Annotated in this window: 20 protein-coding genes and 1 pseudogene; 5 read left to right on the top strand and 16 right to left on the bottom strand. The window is 58.9% G+C overall.

Annotated elements, in window-relative coordinates:
* The first annotated feature begins 404 nt into the window (after window positions 1-404).
* The 5 genes from AYM40_RS21810 (at window position 405) to AYM40_RS21790 (ending at window position 3,727) form a co-directional block, all read left to right on the top strand.
* Window positions 405-611, top strand: a complete 207-nt coding sequence (locus AYM40_RS21810) for a hypothetical protein (protein ID WP_063498358.1) — start codon at window positions 405-407, stop codon at window positions 609-611.
* Window positions 583-888, top strand: a complete 306-nt coding sequence (locus tag AYM40_RS21805; RefSeq protein WP_063498357.1) for a helix-turn-helix domain-containing protein — start codon at window positions 583-585, stop codon at window positions 886-888. The genes AYM40_RS21810 and AYM40_RS21805 overlap by 29 nt, the downstream gene beginning before the upstream one ends.
* A 373-nt stretch (window positions 889-1,261) precedes the next feature.
* Complete coding sequence (locus AYM40_RS21800) at window positions 1,262-1,723, top strand: hypothetical protein (protein ID WP_063498356.1); 462 nt, start codon at window positions 1,262-1,264, stop codon at window positions 1,721-1,723.
* A 276-nt stretch (window positions 1,724-1,999) separates the two neighbouring features.
* Complete coding sequence (locus AYM40_RS21795) at window positions 2,000-2,341, top strand: helix-turn-helix domain-containing protein (RefSeq protein ID WP_063498355.1); 342 nt, start codon at window positions 2,000-2,002, stop codon at window positions 2,339-2,341.
* A gap of 114 nt (window positions 2,342-2,455) precedes the next feature.
* Window positions 2,456-3,727: a type II toxin-antitoxin system HipA family toxin gene (locus AYM40_RS21790; protein WP_158515306.1), complete on the top strand. Its 1,272-nt coding sequence runs from the start codon at window positions 2,456-2,458 to the stop codon at window positions 3,725-3,727.
* A gap of 70 nt (window positions 3,728-3,797) precedes the next feature.
* Here the strand turns inward: AYM40_RS21790 and AYM40_RS21785 are convergent, their stop codons facing one another.
* The 16 genes and pseudogenes from AYM40_RS21785 to AYM40_RS21715 all read right to left on the bottom strand — a co-directional run bounded on the left by AYM40_RS21785 (window position 3,798) and on the right by AYM40_RS21715 (window position 21,845).
* Window positions 3,798-5,399: a peptide chain release factor 3 gene (locus AYM40_RS21785; protein ID WP_063498353.1), complete on the bottom strand. Its 1,602-nt coding sequence runs from the start codon at window positions 5,397-5,399 to the stop codon at window positions 3,798-3,800.
* A 453-nt stretch (window positions 5,400-5,852) separates the two neighbouring features.
* Complete coding sequence (locus AYM40_RS21780; RefSeq protein WP_158515305.1) at window positions 5,853-6,947, bottom strand: fimbrial protein; 1,095 nt, start codon at window positions 6,945-6,947, stop codon at window positions 5,853-5,855.
* A 210-nt stretch (window positions 6,948-7,157) separates the two neighbouring features.
* Window positions 7,158-7,901, bottom strand: a complete 744-nt coding sequence (locus AYM40_RS21775; RefSeq protein ID WP_063498351.1) for a fimbria/pilus periplasmic chaperone — start codon at window positions 7,899-7,901, stop codon at window positions 7,158-7,160.
* A 369-nt stretch (window positions 7,902-8,270) separates the two neighbouring features.
* Window positions 8,271-8,695 (bottom strand): annotated as a pseudogene (locus AYM40_RS21770) (GTP-binding protein).
* Window positions 8,696-9,016: 321 nt separating this feature from the next.
* The gene (locus tag AYM40_RS40455) at window positions 9,017-10,096 is read right to left on the bottom strand and encodes a fimbrial protein (RefSeq protein WP_158515304.1); all 1,080 of its coding nucleotides are present in this window, start codon (window positions 10,094-10,096) and stop codon (window positions 9,017-9,019) included.
* 145 nt (window positions 10,097-10,241) lie between these two features.
* Entirely contained in the window at window positions 10,242-12,995 is a 2,754-nt protein-coding gene (locus AYM40_RS21760) for a fimbria/pilus outer membrane usher protein (RefSeq protein ID WP_063500614.1), read from the bottom strand.
* A 131-nt stretch (window positions 12,996-13,126) separates the two neighbouring features.
* Window positions 13,127-13,870, bottom strand: a complete 744-nt coding sequence (locus tag AYM40_RS21755) for a fimbria/pilus periplasmic chaperone (protein ID WP_063500613.1) — start codon at window positions 13,868-13,870, stop codon at window positions 13,127-13,129.
* A 78-nt stretch (window positions 13,871-13,948) separates the two neighbouring features.
* Window positions 13,949-14,491, bottom strand: a complete 543-nt coding sequence (locus AYM40_RS21750) for a fimbrial protein (protein WP_063498349.1) — start codon at window positions 14,489-14,491, stop codon at window positions 13,949-13,951.
* 386 nt (window positions 14,492-14,877) lie between these two features.
* On the bottom strand, window positions 14,878-16,263 hold the full coding sequence (locus tag AYM40_RS21745) for an MFS transporter (protein ID WP_063498348.1): 1,386 nt from the start codon (window positions 16,261-16,263) through the stop codon (window positions 14,878-14,880).
* Window positions 16,260-16,403, bottom strand: coding sequence for a hypothetical protein (locus AYM40_RS41460; protein WP_158515303.1), 144 nt, complete (start codon window positions 16,401-16,403; stop codon window positions 16,260-16,262). The genes AYM40_RS21745 and AYM40_RS41460 overlap by 4 nt, the downstream gene beginning before the upstream one ends.
* A gap of 44 nt (window positions 16,404-16,447) precedes the next feature.
* Window positions 16,448-17,887 carry an NAD-dependent succinate-semialdehyde dehydrogenase gene (locus AYM40_RS21740; protein ID WP_063498347.1) on the bottom strand — a complete coding sequence of 480 codons (1,440 nt, stop codon included), beginning with the start codon at window positions 17,885-17,887 and terminating at the stop codon, window positions 16,448-16,450.
* Window positions 17,884-18,921 carry an aldo/keto reductase gene (locus AYM40_RS21735; RefSeq protein ID WP_063498346.1) on the bottom strand — a complete coding sequence of 346 codons (1,038 nt, stop codon included), beginning with the start codon at window positions 18,919-18,921 and terminating at the stop codon, window positions 17,884-17,886. Before AYM40_RS21735 ends, AYM40_RS21740 begins: the two co-directional genes overlap by 4 nt.
* A gap of 81 nt (window positions 18,922-19,002) precedes the next feature.
* Window positions 19,003-19,527 carry a formaldehyde-activating enzyme gene (gene fae / locus AYM40_RS21730; RefSeq protein ID WP_063498345.1) on the bottom strand — a complete coding sequence of 175 codons (525 nt, stop codon included), beginning with the start codon at window positions 19,525-19,527 and terminating at the stop codon, window positions 19,003-19,005.
* Between the two features lie 651 nt (window positions 19,528-20,178).
* Window positions 20,179-20,469 (bottom strand): H-NS family nucleoid-associated regulatory protein, encoded by a 291-nt coding sequence (locus AYM40_RS21725; protein ID WP_063498344.1) that lies wholly within the window; start codon window positions 20,467-20,469, stop codon window positions 20,179-20,181.
* Window positions 20,470-20,831: 362 nt separating this feature from the next.
* Window positions 20,832-21,077, bottom strand: coding sequence for a hypothetical protein (locus tag AYM40_RS21720; protein WP_063498343.1), 246 nt, complete (start codon window positions 21,075-21,077; stop codon window positions 20,832-20,834).
* A gap of 507 nt (window positions 21,078-21,584) precedes the next feature.
* On the bottom strand, window positions 21,585-21,845 hold the full coding sequence (locus tag AYM40_RS21715) for a hypothetical protein (RefSeq protein WP_063498342.1): 261 nt from the start codon (window positions 21,843-21,845) through the stop codon (window positions 21,585-21,587).
* Between the last annotated feature and the right edge of the window lie 28 nt (window positions 21,846-21,873).

Genomic DNA, 21,873 nt, shown 5'->3' with positions numbered 1-21,873 from the left:
AATGACATTTTCAGCAAATGTTGAAATTGATTATTTTACTGAAAATTTGTGCGAGCATTTGCCGGGCGGCTTTCAGCCCCCCCGCCCCGCCAATACAACCGCTGGGTCACAGGCTTTCTCGCTCATGGGTTCGCTGCGCGGGGTTCCCCCATCCTTGAGCGGCCGAATCTTGCTTAATAGCTCATAGATAGGCTGTTAAGCCGCTTAGTGGCCCATATGAGGGACATTAGACGCATCATCTAACGCGCCACGATCGAACGCCAACGAGCGCAAAAGCAACCGACGTCTGCGACCCTTTCCGAGTGCCATCCAGCCGCTGATTCGACCAAAAAACACTTATAAGAAGCACATAAGCCATCCATCGCCTTATCGTGCTACATCTATGAGGCACAAGGAGTTGCCTCATGGATTGCACCCTGCAGATATTCCTGGACGATCGTTGGGTCGACTGCGCGCAGATCGAACGCCTACCCGACATAATGGAGGCACAGGGCGTCGATCACGACATCATCGAGTTCCTGACGCAGTCCATTGATACGCAGGTCCGACAACTGAAAGCCCTTCAACCACAAGAGGCGCATCATGCCCCGTCGGATTCGACCCACCCGTGAAGAGCAGAACGCCCTGCGCCGCGCTTTCTACGAAAGGATCGCCCGGGGTGATATGAACATTCCTGAAGCCATGAAAGCGATGCGCAAGATGACGGGCCTGACCCAGGCGGAATTCGCCGCGCACCGGGGCGTCAGCCGCCGAGTCATCCAGGACATCGAGCGCGGGACCGGGAATCCGACCATCGACTCGCTCAACAGCGTTGCGAAGCTTTTCGGCCTGCAGGTCGGATTCGTCCCAATCAGGCGAAACGAACCCGCTTCACCGACCTCAAGCTAGCCGTTATCAATGTCGCATTTATTGCGGCGCCCTACGACGTCGATTGAGACACCTACCTTATCCGAATGGCCAAAGTCGACGATTTAGCCCGAACAGGCGACAGTCGCCACGCTGCGCTGATTTATAATCATCAAGCTGTCGGGAAACACCCGGCGGTCAGGGTTGGAAGCCTGCTAGCTAAATCCGCACACCCGCTCACGCGGGTCGTGCGTCTACCTCTGCACGTCTATATTCCAATGGGCGGGTCGTGGTGGGGGAGCCGCAAGGCTCGCCGGTTTGGTTTAGCGCCGGTCTTCCAATCCCGCTTCGTGCCCGCTCACCCACTTTGCAAGCGAGTGTCGGGCGATCCAAGCTGTACCAGGGAGGTCGCACCATGAGCAGCAAACCTAAAAAACAATCTCAACCCGATTCACGCCCGCCAGTCGACGCACTCCAGTACGAAAAACTTGCGCTGTCCGCCTTCAATCTTTGCGACCGGCAGTTGAGCCATCTCAACACATTGATAACACTTGCGTCCTCAATGTGTAGGAATCCTGCCGTTACGAGCGACGAAAGACGGCGTCAACAGACCATGCTTGAACTGCTTGTCGACACGGCAGAACAATATCAGCATGAGCTCGAGTGCGACCGTGAGTTGTACCAGGTGATCGCGCTCGATGCGAAGGGCATCCCTCAAAGCCGCATCACCGCGAGCCGTGCGGCGCGCCTTCTTGCAGAGGCTGCAAAGATCAAGGGGCAAGCTTCTACGACGGCCGCAGAGCGGGAACAAGCCCGGACTGAAAGCGCGACAGACCTGGACGCAGATGCAGAGGAAATGCCAGTGGTGCGACACTAATTCATCAAAGGGCTCTGCCGTTGAGCTGTATAAGGGGTGCATCGCTTCACCCTAGGTCGGACCAGCACTCAAGCAAGGCGCCGCAGGGCGCCTTGTCATATTCATAGCGCGATGCCGCCGTTCGCAACTCATCATGCTCGTAAAATCAAGGATTATCAACTTAATGCTCGATTTAAAGTACATTTATCAATGACTGGCAGTTTGACGTCCGATGCCCAGTGGCCTAATATGCTCGATATATCGAGCATTAAGCTCATAATGAGCGTTTTAACGAACATGAAAGTGACCCAAGCTTCCGCCCTTGCGCCGCCCCTCCTCGAGCAAAGCAGGCACCTCGGAGAACTGCTGGCACGACTGCGCATTGCGCGCGGCGTCAAGCAGACCGACGCGGCGTTGCGTGCCGGTCTGTCGCGCAACACCGTCTACCGCCTCGAACACGGGGACCCGGGCCTCGCCATCGGACAGGTTCTGCGGTATCTGGATGCCATCGCACCCGGCACATCACTCGAAAACCTGTATTCGGAAAGAGACCCGGCGTTGGCGGCGTTGGCGGCGCGCGAGCGCAGGTCCCGGGTTCGCGAAATGAGCGCAGCCGAACGTGACGAACTGAATTTCTAATCGTCCGCTTTACCCAACCCAGCTGAAAAAAGGATCTCGATGGCGACTCGCGAATCAAGACTGATAGCTTTCGCCAACATTGGCGCGCAATGGGCGCCATGCGGACAACTCGTCTTGACTGAGGAGGGCTCGAATCTTGTCGCATCGAGCTTCGCCTATGGTCTGAACTACCTCAAGCGCGACGACGCACTGGAGGTGGACCCGGTCAGCCTGAGCATTGCGGAGCGGACATTCATCTCAGGCAAATACCTGCTGCCGGTCAATGCCCTTCATTTCTTTGGTGGCATCCGCGATGCAGCGCCTGACTCTTGGGGGCGGCGCGTTATCGAGGCCAAGCTCAAAGCGCCACCGAACAGCCTCGCTGAATCGGAGTATCTCCTGCACGCGGGAAGTGAACGCGTGGGGGCGCTCGACATCCGTTCCAGCCGAACGGAATTGCCAGCGGCGGGCGTGAGCAACTGGCACACCCTGAACCACCTGATGGAGGCTGCAGAGCGCATCGAGGACGGCCTGCCCGTTCCGGCCCATCTGGAAGCCATTTTCGTAGAGGGCACCGCTCTGGGTGGCGCGCGCCCAAAGGCCTCCGTCCGCGACGATCAAGAGGTGCTGTGGCTCGCCAAGTTCGCGAGCCGCCATGACCGGTTTGATATTCCGGGCATCGAGTACGCCGCGCTCAGGATGGCAGAGAAAGCAGGGTTGACAGTGCCACCCGTGAAAACGCTATTGCTTGGCGACCGCCGCATCATGCTCATCCGCCGATTCGACCGCTACTGGATGACGCCGGGCGGCGCGCCGGCGCAGCACGCCGATCTCCTGAAACTCGGGTCTGGCGATGGGCGGGTTGAACATCGCTCAGGGTTTGTCAGCGGCCTTACGCTTGTGGCCTGCGATGAGGCTGAGTCGCGCGACAAGTCATATGCAGACCTGGCCGACGCCATTCGAAAATATTGCCACCCGAGCGTAATTCGCGAGAACAACGCGGAGCTCTTCAAGCGCATGGTCTATAACATCTTCGTTAGCAACGACGATGACCACCTGCGCAATCACGGCTTCATCTGGGATGCCGCGTTACACGGCTGGCGGTTGAGCCCGCTTTACGATGTTCTGCCTCGCGCCAGCAATGCCACCGAGCGCTATCTTCACCTGAGCATAGGCAATGACGGAAGGCTGGCTACCTTGGACAACGCTCTCAGTTGGCACGACAAGTTCACGCTATCCCAGCGCGCAGCCAGCCAGTTGATTGCAGACATCTGGCGCGTGGTGCGGGAGTGGCGCATCTACTTCGAGGAGTTCGGTGTCGACGCGGCGGAGATGGATAAAGCCGCACCAGCATTTCGCCACATTGACGACATCTCGACGCCGGAGATGCGCAAGCTGTTGCCGTGAAGTGAAAGACTGCTGTGGCGAAAGTACTCGCACGGACCGGGTCACCCGTGTCCGCGCGACATACATACGCTCACATCGCCTTCTTGAACGGCGCGCCGGAATGCTCGCGCAATTCGTTAAAGACAATCTTCGGCCACGCCTTCTGCGCGACTTCGATCTCCGACACATGCGATGCCAGATACGTCGGTGCATCCGATGCATCGAGCGCGATCCGCGCCGCGTACGAATCGGTGAAACGGCGCAATTCGGCCGCATCGTCGCAGGTGACCCAACGCGACATCCGATAGCGCGCCGGCGCCATCCGCACGTCAACCTTGTATTCCGTCGACAAGCGGTGCGACACCACTTCGAACTGCAGTTGGCCAACCGCGCCGAGAATAATCAAACCGCCCACTTCCGGACGGAACACCTGAATCGCGCCTTCTTCGCCGAGCTGCTTCAGCGCCTCGCCGAGTTGCTTCGCGCGCATCGGATCGACCACTTCCACCGTCTGGAAAATTTCCGGCGCGAAGAACGGCAAGCCGACGAACTGCAACAACTCGCCTTCGGTCAGCGTATCGCCGAGGCTTAGCGTGCCGTGATTCGGGATACCGATGATGTCGCCCGGATACGCCTCGCTGACCGTCTCACGACGCTGCGACAGGAACGTCACCACGTTATTCGCGCGAAACGTCTTGTTCGTGCGCGTCACCTTCACTGCCATGCCGCGTTCGAAATGCCCCGAACACACGCGAATGAACGCCACGCGGTCGCGGTGCGCCAGATCCATGTTCGCCTGCACCTTGAACACCACGCCAGTGAACTTCGGCTCGTCCGGCATCACCGGACGTTGCACCGTCATGCGCATCGATGGCGGCGGCGCCAGATCGACCAGCGCGTCGAGAATTTCCTTCACGCCGAAGTTGTTGATCGCCGAGCCGAACAGCACCGGCGATTGCTGACCCGCGAGGAACTGTTCGCGATCGAAATCCGGCGACGCGCCGGTGATCAGGTCGATTTCTTCTTTCGCCTTAACCCAGCTATGGCCGAAGCGGCGTTCGCCTTCTTCGTCGCTGAGCGCTTGCAGCGTTTCGACCGCGCCGCCCGCCTTATCCTGCCCGGCGCGGAACAGGCGCACCTGGTCGTGCTGGATGTCGTAGACGCCCTGGAAGTCCTTGCCCATACCGATCGGCCACGTGAACGGCACGGCGGCGACGCCCAGATGCTGCTCGATTTCGTCGAGCAGTTCGAGAGGCTCGCGCACTTCGCGGTCGAGTTTGTTGATGAAGGTAACGATCGGCGTCTTGCGGCTGCGGCAGACTTCGAGCAGCTTCAGCGTTTGCGCTTCGACGCCGTTGGCGCCGTCGATCACCATCACGGCGGCGTCGACCGCCGTCAGCACACGGTAGGTATCTTCGGAGAAGTCTTCGTGGCCCGGCGTGTCGAGCAGGTTGATGACGGCGTCGCCGTACTCGAACTGCATGACCGAACTGGCGACGGAAATGCCGCGCTGCTTTTCGATCTCCATCCAGTCCGAGGTCGCGTAGCGATTGCTCTTGCGGCCCTTCACGGTACCGGCGATCTGAATCGCGCCCGAGAACAGCAGCAGCTTTTCAGTGAGCGTGGTTTTGCCCGCGTCCGGGTGGGAAATGACCGCGAACGTGCGGCGGCGTTTGAGTTCGGAAACTGACATCGGGTCTGGCGGTCACGGATAGAGGTTCGGGCGGTGTCCGGAAGCTTGTGGCCTCGGGTCTGCCACGTCTGGCGCGGCGGCGGTGGGCTGCGGGAGTTGGGTCGGAGACCCGCGTCACAATGGCAACTCCGCCGCACCGCAACCAACCAGGTTACGAACGAACGTTTGAAAATACGGGAATTGCCGGCACAGAACAGCGCAGGGAACGAATGATACACGTCATGGGGGCGGGCCGCCGCAAACGGCGACGATATCGGGCGCCTTAAAGCGTCGACGGTTGCTCAGCAAAGTCAGCAGCAACCGTTTGCGCCGGACGGTGCGCTATCGCCGTGCAACACCAGCCATACAAACGAAAACGCCGTCCAGTGCCAACTGAACGGCATGAGCAACAACATGCAATCTTATCTGGGCGCGACCATGCCGTTCGCTCTCTCGCAACTCGTGCGCCCCCTGCTACTGGTAGGTCATCGTGATAGTCAGTGTCCCGTTCGCTGAGCCCGCGGTTACGGCTTTCCCGGTCTGATAGTACGAAGCCTTCAACGGAATCGTGTACGAACCACCGGTGGATTTGTTGTAGCTGCTCAAAGTGTAATTCGTGTTGTACTTCAGCGCGTTACCAGAATTATCCTTGAGCTGCAGACCGATACCCGTCGCAGTAGAATTGCTTGACAATGCAATCACACCGGCGGTTGCATTAATCACGCCACTCGGGGCGTCGAATGAATACTGGATCCCATTTAATCCCGCCGGACAGCTATTGACGGCCACGCTGAAATCGATTGGGTTGGACGACGAATTCGGACCCGTGAAGGTGGAAGCCTTGTATGATCCCATCGATACGGGCATATCTGGAATAGTGCAAGACCCAACAGTAAAACTTATCGAATCCACTTTAAACGACTTGCGCATTCCGCTCACGAGAGTGGCTCCCGTACTGAACGGTCCTACGACTGCAGCAGCTTCAAAAAGGACACCTCCACTGGCCGTACCAGGCGTAATTGGGCCGGTTTTAACAAAAGCAATCTGCGCCTGACCACCGACATTCGCGGGTCCGCTACCCACGGTACAGCCATTGGTAAAGACCCAAGGCGCGGGTACTAGAGTAATGCCACTGTTTGGAGTTCCGAGATCTCGAAATGCACTCGTGCTACAAGCACTGATTCCAGACACACCTACAGCGATACCGACTCCGGCAACGCTAGTATTGAAGACCGTGTATCTAACCCCGCCACTGGAAATGGTTAGTCCCGAGGGCGTCTGTAACAGCGGCTCAAATGCAACCCCCGCCATATCGCTGCCGCTGGTCCCAGTGCATTGGTACCAGTTGGAGTCAGCAGTTGACGCTATCCAGCTGGTGAGCAGAGTGCCCACTACGGCATCCCGGGGGATGGCGATTGCTGCCGGCGGGGTCAAAGTAATGGTACTCGCGCGCCCCGAACAACTTGAAGCCCAAGCAGCAGTAGAGCACGCCAGTACAACCATCCCCAACAACCCGCGGCGCCAATGCGACTTCACGGCACCTGTCAGCGCTTTCAGTATCTTCATCATTTCGTTCATTCCTGTATCTGCAAATGCCGCAGTCAGCGGCCCCTCTGCCCACAAAAGTAGGGGCGGACTCGTCCTCACCCCTGCCGGGTCGGCTCGTAGCAAATACTCCGATCAGTTCCCGCAAACCGAGTCCACTACGCTCCATGCGACGGTCTTGCCGTTCTAAAAATCAGTTCGATGTGTTTGTTCTGTTTGGCGAACGGCTGTGCTCTATTGGCCGAGCGTCGCGTCGCCGGCAATGACGCCGCCGTAGTCACTGATCGCGGTGTAGTGAACCTTTGCGCCTGCTGCCACTGCATTCATCTTTTCGACCGGCAGCACTTCTGTCGCGTGCGGCGCAACCATGCCACCCCGTTCGTTCTTGAACGTGTGACCACCGCTCTCGACATCGACTTCGCTGAACGACACGTAGTACGGCGTCGGATTCGATACGCTCACCGCCTGACCCTTGCCATCCGGCGACGCGGCGACCTTCCAACTCAACTGTGCCGGGGCGTCTTCGGCCTTGCCCGGCAGTTTGGCCGGACGCACGAACACCTTGATGCGGGTGCGGTAGGCAAGCTGCAGCACGTTGGCGTCGGGCGCTGCGTCGGCCTTCGGCGGAATGTCCAACACATTGAGCCAGTACACCGATTCGCGATCCTGCGGCAACGCTTCGCCGCTATACATCACGCGCAGCGTCTGCGCTTTCTTTGGATCCATGCGGAAGATCGGCGGCGTAATCACAAACGGCACCTTGATATCCCCTGGTTTCGCCTCCGCGTTGCCATCGTCCATCCATACCTGCACGAGCGATGGGCTGTTGCTGTCGTTATCCAGCTTGACTGTGACTTCGCGCTGCTCGAGCGGATACACCACTCGCGTACCGCCGATCGTCACGCTTGCCTGTGCGCTGCCAGCAAGCAGCGCACAGGCAAAACCGATTCCCGACGTCATTTTTTTGAGCAGTTTCATCACTATCACCTTTAAATTTAATTTTGAAAAATAACCGTTAAAAAGTCGTTCACCCGATTTAACGCCTCCGGTCAACGATTACTGATACTGCGTCGTTCATTGTACTAAGCAATAGTAAAAATTCAGTACAATCTGTTCACCATAGAATGTGGAGAGCGCCTAAATTTTTGTATGCAAGGCAGATAAAAACCTACCGTCTGGCAGATCATCAAATGCACTCTACAAACGAATCCTAATAAAGCAATCTTCGTAGAGGATCGCGAACTGGTTCAGTTAGACTTCGGTGAACGGTGTGGTTTCGTATTCGCTGTCGGTCCGCCTAAACACAGCATAGAAATGACGGGCACGGCACGAAACAACCGCACCGGGTCATGCGGAATGTCGTAAACGCCCTGGAATTCCTTGCCCATGACGATCGGCGTCTTGCGGCTGCGGCAGACTTCGAGCAGCTTCAGCGTTCGCGTCGTCGATCACCATCACGGCGGCGTCGACCGCCGTCAGCACACGGTAGGTATCTTCGGAGAAGTCCTCGTGGCCCGGGATGTCGAGCAGTTGATGACGGCGTCGCCGTACTCGAACTGCATCACCGAACTGGCGACGGAAATGCCGCGCTGCTTTTCGATCTCCATCCAGTCCGAGGTCGCGTAGCGATTGCTCTTGCGGCCCTTCACGGCACCGGCGATCTGAATCGCGCCCGAGAACAGCAGCAGCTTTTCAGTGAGCGTGGTCTTGGCCGCGTCCGGGTGGGAAATGACCGCGAACGTGCGGCGGCGCTTGAGTCCGGAGACTGACATCGGGTCTGGCGGTCACGGATAGAGGTTCGGGCGGTGTCCGGAAGCTTGTGGCCTCGGGTCTGCCACGTCTGGCGCGGCGGCGTCGAGCTGCGGGAGTTGGATCTGAGACCCGCGTCACAATGGCGACTCCGCCGCGTCGCAACCAGGTTACGAACGAGCGTTTGGAAATGCGGGAATTGCCGGCACAGAACAGCGCAGGGAACGAATGATACACGTCATGGGGGCGGCCGGCGGGAAATGAGGATTCAGGGGCAGATGCTGTACCGCCGCAATGATTCCCGGGCAGATACGAAGGGCGGCAGATTGCCGCCCTGTCAGAAACTATTGATATGACATCGTAAAGGTTGCGACGCCGTTGACGGTACCAGCCTTGACTTTGGTGGCCGTCTGGACGTATCTCGCTGTGAGCGGGATGGTCATCGGACCTTCGGAAGAGGTGCCCACCAGCCACTGATTCTTGTTGCCGGGTGCCGCTGAATCCGGTCCGAACGCGACCGGCGTACCTGCGTTGAGCACCTGGAGCCCGACGCCACTCGCGGTTGAGCCTGATTTCAGAGAAAGCGTGGTGCTTGTATTGGCTGGGTTAGCGTTATCCGTCAAAGTAATATAGACCTTAGTTTCGGCACTCGGGCAATTGAGCTTGATTGGAAAAGACTTCTCGCCGGCAGTAGAATCAACCCCCGTCAGCGCGCTCGTACTGATGGCGTCCAACGGGACGTTGGGCGAAGGCGTTGTCACGGTGCACGCCGCTGAACTAACGGACGAGACGTTGCTGAGCATCGTCACCGTGAACACTATGCTACCGCCGTCGCCTGCGAAAAAAACTCCAGCACGACCGGGAGTGCCAGTTCCGCTAGGGTTCAGCGAAAGCTTGCCGGGCGTGATGGGCCCGGTCTTGACTAGATTGACCGTGACATACAACTGAGAGGTGAACTTAGGCATACCAAGTCCGCCAGGAATATTTGCCGCGTTGAGTTTGGTATCCATATTAATGTCGTCACTGAAACCTCCGCCCGATAGTGAAGTCGTATAGCCTATTCCTGGTACAGACGTTGTGCCAATCCGATCGGCGACAACCGGCCCAGCGGCTATCGCCCAATAGAGACTGCCACTTCCAGTACAGTTCGCGTATTGCGTGTTGGCTGTTGCCCCTGTCACAGCAACAGCTCCTGTAGTAGCGAGTACAGTACCATTGGCGGCATCGGGCGGTACATAAATTGTCGCCGGGAAGCTGACCTGCGTGGTGCCGAGCGACCCTTTCGCAGAGCAATCAGCGTGCGCCTCGGGTCCCACTAGAAGCAACGCGAGACATGCGAGCAGCAGCCCCAACCGCCCCATTCCCTGACGGTCCGCTATGATGAATCGCGTTAGTTTACTTGCCATTCCAGATTCGAATTTCATGATGTCCATTCCTTGCGGTGTAAGATTTACTTTTCCTACGGTCCTGCAATTGTCCCGATACTCGAAACACAACGATATTTGACAGTGAGCACGAGTACCTCCTGGCAAGGCCTTCCACCAGGCACTTGCCGTTCTAAAAGTCAGTTCAATGTGCTTGTTCTACTGCATGGTCAGGATTCGACCCGGCAACGTGACTCTGCTCTTCGCGACCCGTCGCGGATGCCGCCTGAAGCGATTCCCCTGTGCCAAGGCAATGTCCCTGCACTGACGTGTATGCAGCACCCGCCTTGCCCGTCGACTTCGGCAGCACATAATCAATCTGGCACTGCTCAGACGCTGCCGCGCCCCACTTCACGAACAGCGAGCCTTTGTCTTCCAGACCTCGCGCAAAAATCCGGCTGTCCTGAGCCACCACACCCACTGTGTGTCCATTGCCATCCACCACATCCACGCCAAACGGCAACGCCCTGTCACCGAGTTGCGGCGCGCGAATCAACGCTGCACGTCCATTCACCGTCTTGTACTTGAGCATCACTACAGAGCCAAGCCGCGGCACGGCCTGCTCTGAAGTCGATTGGAACTCGACATCGGTCGACGTGCCCTTCGGGTCGATATCGACCGTGTTCATCCCGTAAGGCGTCAGGTACGGCACCACCGCATAACCCCGGCTGTTGATCTTGACACCCGACGCACTCGACACGCTTGCACCTTCTGCACCCGGCGCTTCGACAATCCCGAAGGTATCGCCAACCGTCTGCGACAACGTCACGCCACCAGGATGCGCGACGATTGATCCGCTGATACCGGCCGACACCTGGCGTGAACCCGAGCCCGCACTTGCCGAGGCGGTCATCTGCGCATACGGCGCGCGGTACGTGCCGCTCACACCCGTATTGGACGAACTACTGCCGTTACCAGCCCCATACGTACCGTACGCGTTGTACGAATACTGGTTGTTATCACCCAGCGAGCCACTCACGTTGGCCTGCATACTGGTGCTGCCACCCGAGCTCGACAGGCTTGTCGACATCAGCGGCGCATGCTGACTATGACCCAGCGGGATCGTCGTGCTGACCATGTACTGGTTCGACATCGAGCCGTCCGAGTTTCGCGTGCGACCTGCGGTCACGCTGTAGGTGCCGTATTTGTAGCTGTTCGTGTAGCCGGCCTGATAGAACGTATCGCTGCCGCTGTGGTTCCAGTACTGCTGCGCGGATGCGCTCAGAAACACGCTGCCGTGATCCTTGAAATTCTGGTTAACCGTGAGCTGAAAACGGTTCTTCTGCCGATAGACCGAATTGATATCGCCACCCCGCATTGCCTGATCGCGCACCGATGCGGCATCCGACAGATTCATGAAGCCAGCCGTCGAATAGCGGTACGCTGCAACCGCAATATTCGTATCGGTCGAGTCAACGAATTTGTTGTAACCGATACGCAGGCTCGTGCCGCGCATCGTGCTCTGGTTCGGAACCTGAGTCTGAGAGCCCGTCACGTCGGCGGAAACCGCACCGAATTTCGTGTTGAGCGCCACGCCGATGTCGGCCGACACGTAACCATTCGCCGCTATGCCGCCGCCGTAGGCCGTCAGCATGTTCGTCAAACCGCGCTGCAACGTGAACTGCGCGAAGTTCGGCTTGTTTTCAAGGCTGTCGTTACGCAACTGCCCGGCCGTCACCGAGAAGCGCGTGGTGCCCGGCCGCAGTGACTGCGCCACCGAGGCATAAGGCACGGTAAAGGTCTTGGTACGTCCATCGGCTTCGGTGACGGTCACATCGAGATTGCCGCCGTAACCGGTCGCATACAGATCCTTGATCTCGAACGGCCCCGGTGAAACGCTGGTTTCGTAGATCACCTGATTGTTCTGCTTGACGGTCACACGTGCATTCGATTCGGCCGTTCCGCGCACAACCGGCGCATAGCCGCGCAGCGAGTCGGGCAGCATGCGGTCATCGGTGGCAATCTGCGCACCACGGAACTGCACGCTGTCGAACACATCACCCGTCGTGCTACCGTCGCCCAACGTCACCTGCGACTTCAGCGCCGTGAGGTCGTGCTGCACATACGTAGCGATATTGTTGAATTGTGTGCCCTGGCCGGTCGCCTGCGAGACAGACGACTGATGGCGGAAATGCCATGCGCCAATATTCACACCAGCGTTCAGGCCCAGATAGCTCTGGGTCGAATCCATGCCCGAGCCGGCGGTATGGTAGGTGTTCGCGTTGTAACTCACGAAACCCGCGTTCACACCGTTTTGCCACATCTCAGGCGGCACATAGCCACGTGCGGCGTTGCGCATGTACTTCTGCGGCACGCTCAGCATCAGCTTCTGCTCTGAAAAATCAAAGTCGACCGTCGCTTGCGGCACCAGGGCGGCAAGATCGACACATTCGTCTGCATGGGCAACGGCCGAATCGCCGGCTTGCTTGCTATCCGCTCCATGAGCATCGGCGCCCGTGTCAGCAGGCACATGCGCTGCCGCCTTGACGCTGCTATCCGCATTCACCTTGGCAAAATCGACCCCAAGCTTTTCCAGCATCTGCCGGCTGAGACATGCATGCGCACCTTGTCCTTCGCTTGCAGCCACGAAACGCACGTCCTGGTGTGCGACACGCATATCGTTCATGAAGACATCGACGGGATAAACGCCGGGGGACACCGCGTTGCCTTGCGAGAATCGCGAGACGTCCACGGTCTGCGTCGGGTCGGTGCGCAAAAATGTCGTGTCGAACTGGACGGCAGGGGCGGAAGTCGTCTCTGCGGCATTCACGTTCGCCGACTGGACGCCTCCCAGGACCGCGAACACCGACATGACAACCGCGGCGATAGGGTGCAAGCCGAGCGGATCGGGAACTTCACGGGCGCAAACTTGCGATTGATGGCGAGGTGAGTGCTTCATGATTTGACCGACTTCCGATGTCTTCCAACAGGCGTGCGTCATCCCTGTGCGTTGCCTGTGCAACGCACGCCGTATGCGAGAAAGGTTGAGTTGTGGGCGGAAGGCTGCCGCCCGGCGGGCAAGGCTGCGGTCTATTGACCGAGCGTCGCGTCGCCTTCGATGGCGCCGCCGTAGTCACTGATCGCGCTGTAGTGAACCTTCGCGCCTGCTGCCACTGCATTCATCTTTTCGACGGGTAGCACTTCAGTCGCGTGCGGCGCAACCATGCCGCCCCGTCCGTTCTTGAACGTGTGACCGCCGCTCTCGACATCGACTTCGCTGAACGACACGTAGTACGGTGTCGGGTTAGATACGCTCACCGCCTGGCCCTTGCCATTCGGCGACGCGGCGACCTTCCAGCTCAACTGTGCCGGGGCGTCTTCGGCCTTGCCCGGCAGTTTGGCCGGACGCACGAACACCTTGATGCGGGTGCGGTAGGCAAGCTGCAGCACGTTGGCGTCGGGCGCTGCGTCGGCCTTCGGCGGGATATCCAGCACGTTGAGCCAGTAAACCGATTCGCGATCCTGCGGCAGCGCTTCGCCGCTGTACGTCACGCGCAGCGTCTGCGCTTTCTTCGCATCCATGCGGAAGATCGGCGGCGTAATCACAAACGGCACCTTGATGTCCCCCGGTTTCGCTTCCGCGTTGCCATCGTCCATCCATACCTGCACGAGCGATGGGCTGTTGCTGTCGTTATCCAGCTTGACTGTGACTTCGCGCTGCTCGAGCGGATACACCACTCGCGTACCACCGATCGTCACGCTTGCCTGTGCGCTGCCAGCAAGCAGCGCACAGGCAAAACCGATTCCCATCGTCATTTTTTTGAGCAGTTTCATCACCATCACCTTTAAATTTAATCTTGAAAAAGAACCGTTAAAAAGGCGCTCACCCGCGTGAACGCCTCCGGTCAGCGCTTACTGATACTGAATCGTGTATTGCACTGACGTGTTCACGGAACCGGCCTCGGCCTTGCCCGTGGCGAAGTAACGCGCGAAGTATTGCAGGGTGGCATCACCGCCAGTGATCGCCACGCCGTCATCCGCCAGCTTGTTGTTCGAGTTGGTCGTGATATTGATCGGGTTCATGCCCGCGTTCAGCAACTGGATCTGCACGTTCTTTGCGGTGCCGCCAGTGTTTTTCAGGTTGCCGCTGACCGGGTCGACCGTGGTGTCGTTTTCGAAGTTGGCGATTGCCTTCGTTGCGCCGCCCGTGCAGCCGGTCAGCGTGAATGCCAGGTCGGTGGGGATCGACGTGCCGGCAGTTGCGCCCATGGTAGACAACGAACTGGCCGTCATGGGCTGCAGCACGATCTTCTTGCTGGCTTCGCCGCCATTGATCGAGCACGTGGTGTCGGTAATGCTACCGTTAATGGTAATCGTGCCGTCTGCGGCGCTCGCGCCGAACGATGCGAGACCCAACAGGCCGCCGATTGCGAGTGCGGGGAGGATTGCTTTCATGTTTACTGCTCCAGTGAGTTAAGAAATTTTGCGATTCAACGGCGAATCGAAATTGGACAAGACTCGCCATTAGCCCCCGGGCGCTCCAATGTTCTAAGCCAGAAAGTGGCGGTATGTGTTTCGAACTATTGGCCTATCGTTCAGGCGCAAACCAATATTAAGATTCCGCTTTGTCGAAGTACCTAAGACGATTCTTAAAGTCCTAGGACTACCCTTAGGATTGAGTCAAATACATCTGACAGACATGATCTTTACCCTGATCGGCGATTAAGACTTTTCCGAAAAATACCTGGGGAAACTCCGCTCGGCTCTCGCGCAACAAATAAAAAAAACCCCGCCGCATCGTTGCCAATGCGGCGGGGTTTCTAAACAGCGCTAACTGCGGACTACGCGCCGCTGGCTTCGTTCAAGGTCAGATGCTTCGTTTCAGGCGCCCATGCAATCGACACTACCATGCCGATCAGCAGTACAACAGCCAGCACCATCATCGTCGCGTGAAAGCCCAGGTGGAGGATGCCGAGCGGCAACAAAAACGTACCGACCGCCGAACCAAGACGGCTGCACGCAATCGCCAACCCGACGCCGCACGCGCGCACCTCGGTCGGAAAACACTCCGGAGGGAACACGCCAACAAGGTTCGAGAACGCGGACATCGTCAGCGTGAAGATCGCGAATGCGACGATCATCGCGAGCGTTGCGGACTCCGGCAGCAAGCTCAACGCAACCAGCGACATACATGTCACTGCGAACGAGCCAATCAGAAACGCACGGCGCGATAACTTAATGGTGAGCCAGATGCCGATCAGCGCACCAAGCACGAGGAATCCGTTCAACAGAAAATCCGTGCTGGAGTTGTTGTCCAAATGGATCGCTTTAAGAATGGTGGGCAAAAACGTGTAGATCGCGAAATAGGGAATCACGAGGCACACAAAGAACGCGCAATTGAAGATCGTTCTGCGGATCAGGTCTTTCTTGAACAGGCGCATGAAGCCACCAGGCATGTGCGCGTGTTCATCGTTGCCGTCGTTCAGTGTCACGTTGGGGCCGAAGTGTTTGAGAACGATCGCTTTGGCTTCAGCAACGCGTCCCTTGCCATGCAGCCAGCGCGGCGATTCAGGCGTGCCCATACGCAAAATCAGCACGATCAGCGCCGGAATGCCGGCCGACGCAAGCAGCCACCGCCATGCATCGGGCGACGCGTCCGCATACTGCATGCCGAGCACGTTGGCCACCACATAGCCGATGGTCCACACCACGCTGAACGACCCGAGCAAGGTGCCGCGATGTTTGCGTGGCGAGAATTCGGCGAGGATCGCATGCCCGACCGCGAAATCGCCGCCCATGCCGAAGCCGATCAACACCCGCAACAGACACAACTCGAATGGCGAACTCACGTAGAACTGCGCAAACGCCGCCGCGGCGATGATCAGGAAGCTCAGCAGAAAGATCTTCTGTCGTCCCAGGCGATCCGACAGCCAGCCGAACACCAGGCTGCCGACAAAGATGCCCATCAGCGCGGAACTGCCGATCATGCCCATCCAGAACGCGTCGAGCGGCATCTGGCGATTCAGCGACGCCAGCGCATAGCCGATCGTGCCGAGTGCGAATCCTTCAGTAAAGTGGGCACCGAACGTCAGCCCGGCGATCTTGACGTGGAACGCGTTCAGCGGAACGTCGTCGAGAGGAATGGGGCCGTGCACGGCCGACGCTGCGGCGGACGGCAAAGTGGGGGCGAGGTCGAGAGTGGCCGCCTGGCTATCCTGATTGCTCACGCTGTCTCCTTGTAGGTATGTGTCGGTACGCGCAGCACCGGCGTGATGCCAGTGCCGCGCCAAACCGGGCAGTTCGGCTCGTTATTCGCTTCGCTGTTTATCTGGTCGTTCGCCTCGCTGTTCGCCGCATGCCTCGACATGCGATACGCCAGGCGAACGCGTGAGATGAACGCGTGGGACGAAATCAGCGCCCGAGCCCGCCCATCATCATGTACTTCAGTTCCGTGTATTCATCGAGCCCATACTTCGAACCTTCACGGCCGAGGCCCGATTGCTTGACGCCGCCGAACGGCGCGACTTCGGTCGACAGAATCCCTTCGTTAATGCCGACCATGCCGCTCTCCAGCGCTTCCGCAACGCGCCATGCACGCGCCAAATCACGCGTATAGAAATAGGCGGAGAGGCCGAACGGTGTGTCGTTGGCTGCCGCGACGGCTTCGTTTTCAGTCTTGAAGCGAAAGCACGCCGCCACCGGGCCGAAGGTTTCTTCCGCGGCGATCAGCATCGACTTCGACGCATCGATCAGCACGGTCGGCTCATAGAATGTGCCGCCGAGTGCGTGCGGTTTGCCGCCGGTCAGCACCTTCGCGCCTTTCTGCAACGCGTCGGCGACGTGCGCCCCCACCTTCTTCAGCGCCGCCTGGTTGATCAGCGGGCCTTGCTCAACCTCGCCTTGCAGCGCGTTGCCGATTCGCATCTTCCGCACGGCTTGTGTCAGCTCCTGCGTGAACGCGTCGTAGACGCCGTCCTGCACGTAGAAGCGGTTCACGCACACGCAGGTCTGCCCGGTGTTGCGGAATTTCGACGCCATCGCGCCCTGCACGGCGGCGTCGATATCTGCATCGTCGAATACGATGAAGGGCGCATTGCCGCCAAGCTCCAAAGACAGCTTCTTCAGCGTATCCGCCGACTGCTTTGCGAGCAGTTTGCCGACGCGCGTCGAGCCGGTGAACGACAGCTTGCGCACCACCTCCGACTCAGTCAGCACGCCGCCGATCGCGACTGCATCGCCGGAAACGATGTTGAACACGCCGGGTGGAATGCCGGCCTTCTCTGCCAGTGCCGCCAGCGCCAAGGCGGACAACGGCGTTTCTTCAGAAGGCTTGAGCACCATCGTGCAGCCTGCCGCGAGCGCCGGGCCGGCCTTGCGCGTAATCATCGCGAGCGGGAAATTCCACGGCGTGATCGCCGCGACCACGCCGACCGGTTCGCGTGTCACGATGATCTTCGCGTTCGGATTCGGGCTCGGGATCACGTCGCCATAACTGCGCTTGGCTTCCTCGGCGAACCATTCGAGGAAGCTCGCCGCATAGCCGACTTCGCCACGTGCTTCGGCGAGCGGTTTGCCTTGTTCGCGGGTCAGCAGTTCGGCGAGCGCGCCGCGGTTTTCGAGCATCAACTCGCCCCAGCGTCTGACACGCGCGCCACGTTCTTTGGCTGTTATCGAGCGCCATACCGGAAAGGCTCGCTCCGCCGCGGCGACGGCTTGCATCGTTTCCGGGGCGCCGCCCTTGGCGACTTGAGCGATCACCTCGCCCGTTGCAGGATTCAGAACGGGATACGTGCTCGCGCTTTCGTACCACTCGCCATCTATGTAATGCCCGGTTCGAAGAAATTCGTTCACGCTGCCTTCTCCAGGTTCTCGACAAACACGCCTTGCGCAAGCCGCGCTTCGCGAGCGATGCGTTTTCCCGCGGTGTAGTCGTTAATCAGATCGCACGGTGTGTAATTGCGTTCGAGTTCGAACAGTTCGTCGGCGGAGAGCTTCGTACCCAGCGCGGCCAGCGCGCTGTCGAATTGCGCCGGCGTATCCGCGCCGACCAGCATGCTGGCGACGCCACCATGATTGAGCACCCACGCTTGCGCAATCTGCGCCGCCGACACACCGCGCCGCGCCGCCACGCGCGCCACCGACGCGGCAATCTCAAGCGATGCCGGATCGCCGTACATTTGCGCGGTGAAGAAATCGGTCTGGTTACGCGTCGAGTTCGGATCGCAGGTCAGCAAACCACGCGCCAAAGGACTGAACACGGACACGCCGATGCCCTGATCCTGGCAGTACGGAATCATTTCGCGCTCTTCCTCGCGATAGGCCAGGTTGAGTTGCAACTGCATGTTGATGGGCTTATGCCAGCCGTTTCGCTCGCACACTTGCATGATCTTCGCGAACTGCCACGTGTACATCGTCGATACGCCGATGTAGCGAGCCTTGCCCGCGCACACAATATCGTTCAACGCACCCATCGTTTCTTCGACCGGCGTATTCACGTCGAAGAAATGCAGCATGTAGATATCGACGTAATCCATACCGAGGCGCACGAGCGACGCGTCGATACCGTCCATGATGTGCTTGCGCGAATGGCCACCGGCGTTCTGATACGTGCCCATGTCGTAGCCGACCTTGGTCGTCACGACAATCTCCTCACGCCGCGCGACGCGCTTCAAAATGCGGCCCACCACTTCTTCACCCACGCCGGTCGAATAGAAATCGGCGAGGTCGATGAAATTGACACCGGCTTCCAGTGCGTGGCGCACGATCGGCTCGCTCTGCGCTTCGTCGAAGATCCACGGCTTCCATTGCGGCGTGCCCATGTTCATTGTGCCGAGGCACAGACGCGACACCTTCAGGCCCGAGTGGCCGAGGCAAATGTATTCCATAGTGCTTGTCTCCTTCCTGATCGCATTCAGTCGCGCACCCAGCAGCACGCCCCTCACGGCGCGCGACCGCATTGCGCGTGATTAACGTTGTTTCGGGGTATAGAACGGGTTCGATACGTCGCGCGCAGCGGCGAACACTTCGTCGCGATGCGGCAGACCCTTCATTGCCGCGAGAATCGCGTTCTTGCACGCGCGGTAGTTGTTCTCGAAAACGGCGTCGAGATCGTCGGTGCCCGGATTGACCCAGTTCGCCGACACCACCACCCAATCGTTTTCCGCTTCCGGCGGCAGCGTGCCGTTCTCCAGCGACTCGGCCACTGCCTTGGCAATACCAGCCTGCGAGGCGCCCCACGTTGCGTTGCCGTGGAAGTCGCTGCCGATCTGCGCCTTGTTCACATACAGCGTCAACGGCTTGGTCGGCACGCCCGGCCTCGCGATCACGACAAACGGTGCATGCCCCGCAGAAGGAGTAGCCAATGCGGTGGCGAAGGCCTGTCCCGCAGGCCCATTGCGCGGACCGACGAGTACGTTGATGTGCGCGAGGTTGACGCCGGGGCCTTCGAATCCTTCGCCGATAAAGAGTTGGTTGTCCGTCGATACGCTCATGGTCTTTCCGTCGGGAGTGAGTGGATGACCGATTGTGCTGTCCGCTCTTCGCGACCCTGTATCGATGAGTTTTGATCCGGGGTATGAGGTGGGCTCATCTCCGGGTTTGCCTAGGGGTGCCTTGGGTGGCGATTAAGTGGTGCAGCGAGCCGTTGATTGAGTGGCGCATTGGCCTGCGCATTCAGACGAACGCAAAGGTGAGCGTTTTCGGGACTCGCGATTGCGAACCTCGAATCGAGGCGAAAAGTGAAGACACGGAAGGCCGCTCACGCACCGACGGTGCGAGGATCAGCAGCCAGGTAAACTCCGCGGAAAAGGCGGCACGAGAACCGAACGACGGGCCGCGCAATCCTTCGCATAGCCTGGGAACGCCCACCAGCAAAGGCTGGCGCGGGTTTCGAGGAAAATGATGCAGCCATGAGGGACAGAAGAGGCAATCGCACCGCAAGGTGCGTCATCCGACAAAACCAGGCTCACCGAAACAACGAATTCCGGTTCGAGGCGCCTCGCGAAACTCAAGGCGCGCGTTGCAAACTCACGCGACAGGTGAGCGTTTTCGGGACCCCTCAGCGGTGCGAAAAAAACCCGACGCAACTTCACTTCAGAAAAATTCGGCGCCTTTCGAGCGAAAGCGCCATGCACGGCGGGGCTTCAGCCTTCGATCAGAAAGCGCTCGCGATTCTTGCCCGCGAGCCAGCCAGGCGAGCGGCCACGGCCGCTCCACGTCTCGCCGGTTTTCGGGTTGCGGTACTTGGCTACCGAAGCCGTTTTGCGTGCCGTTGCACGCATGCTCGTAAAACCCAGTTCTTCCGCTGTCAGGTCGTATTCGGCGACCTTCTGCTTGATATCGGCGATCGCCTGCGCGATTTCTTTTTCGCGCGCCGCCGCGACTTCCTTGTGGAGTTTTTCGAGCTGAGCAGTCAACTGTTTATATGAGGCCATGGCGGGTACTCCGATCGATTTGACGAACTGCCGGGCGGGCACCCCGGAGGAAGTCCCCCGTGGGGGATTGGGGGACACTATCAGACGAATAAGATGCCGGATAGGGTGGCCCGCACAGGGTGGGCCGCAGAGGGTGGGCCGCAGAGGGTGGCCAGCGCAGGGTGGCCCACACGGGGCGGCCAGCGCAAGGTGGTCTTCGACTGACTGCCGTTCAGGGCGAGCGGCTCACGGCTGTGGTCATCGCATTCAATCGTCGATTGCATCGTACACGCGGCGTTCGAAATCGACCGGGCGATGCGACGGCGAACGAGTCGAGCCGGCGCGCCCTCAGGCGTTTTGTTCCCTTATTTTTGCGGAAAACGTTACCCAATCAGACGGTGCACGTCATCCTCGCCCCGCGAACGGTCAGCTTTCTTCCGCTCCTCCAATGCCGATAGGGCTGCATCTAGCCGTTTGACGCGATTGGCCTGGGCCGGCACCAGTGCCGCCCCGGACACCAACGCGATACGGTTGCGCCAATATGACAGTGGGATCCAATCTTCACCGGAGATATGCGAGATTACATGTTCAAGATGTTCGATATCTTTTTCGAGTTGATGGTGATTCATTGCTTTCCCCGGACTTACTCATTGAATTCGCTTAAAAATCATGAAACGTGCCGTTATTACTCGACCCAGCACACTTAAACGGAAAATCTTTCTTGCGCCGGTAATCCGGCCCGCTGCAACCGGCAAAATCTGCGTATATGTTTTAATGTTGAGCCGGCCAGACGAGATTACTCCGAAGAATCTTCGCGCTCCGTTAGGTGCCGCACCGACTGGGCTTAATGGAGAAACCGGCGTGCTCTGCCAAGGGCGTAAACAGTATGAGTCATATTCTGGGAGCGGCTCGATAAATATCCAATACGCATCATAGCCGTTTTGGCAATGCGCATTAGAGGCGGATATTTATGACGGCCATATGCCTATTGTGTGACACCAGTTCGCCATATGGCCGGGTTTGGTCCGTTCAAACGAACTCTGCGCCAGGGAGGACACGCCCGCCGTCATGCCGGGCGGCGGGATAAAGGCAGGAAATTATCAATCCCGTTATGCCAGCAGCCGGCTGGCATAACGTCATTTCTTCCGGCAGGCGTATATCAGACTGAGCGTGCCATTGTCACGGGACTGGCGCACGACATCGAAAGCGCCGCCGCAAGCCGCGCTTGCCTGCTGCGAGCAGGAGTCGGAGCCTGCTGGGCATTGAACCAGCGTAGTCGGGCGGCCGTCGGACAGAAACAGCGGTGCGCTGCTGCTGCAGCCGTTCAGCACGGCGATTGCGGGAAGCGCCAGCACAGCACAAGCCCGGCGCGCGAAAGAGGAGAGACTGCGTTTCATTAGAAACCCCGATCACATCTTGTTTTTC

This window comes from Paraburkholderia phytofirmans OLGA172 (genome assembly GCF_001634365.1).
Taxonomy (GTDB): Bacteria; Pseudomonadota; Gammaproteobacteria; order Burkholderiales; family Burkholderiaceae; genus Paraburkholderia.
The sequence above is the reverse complement of the archived record's forward strand: the minus strand, read 5'-3'. Positions and strand labels throughout refer to the sequence as shown.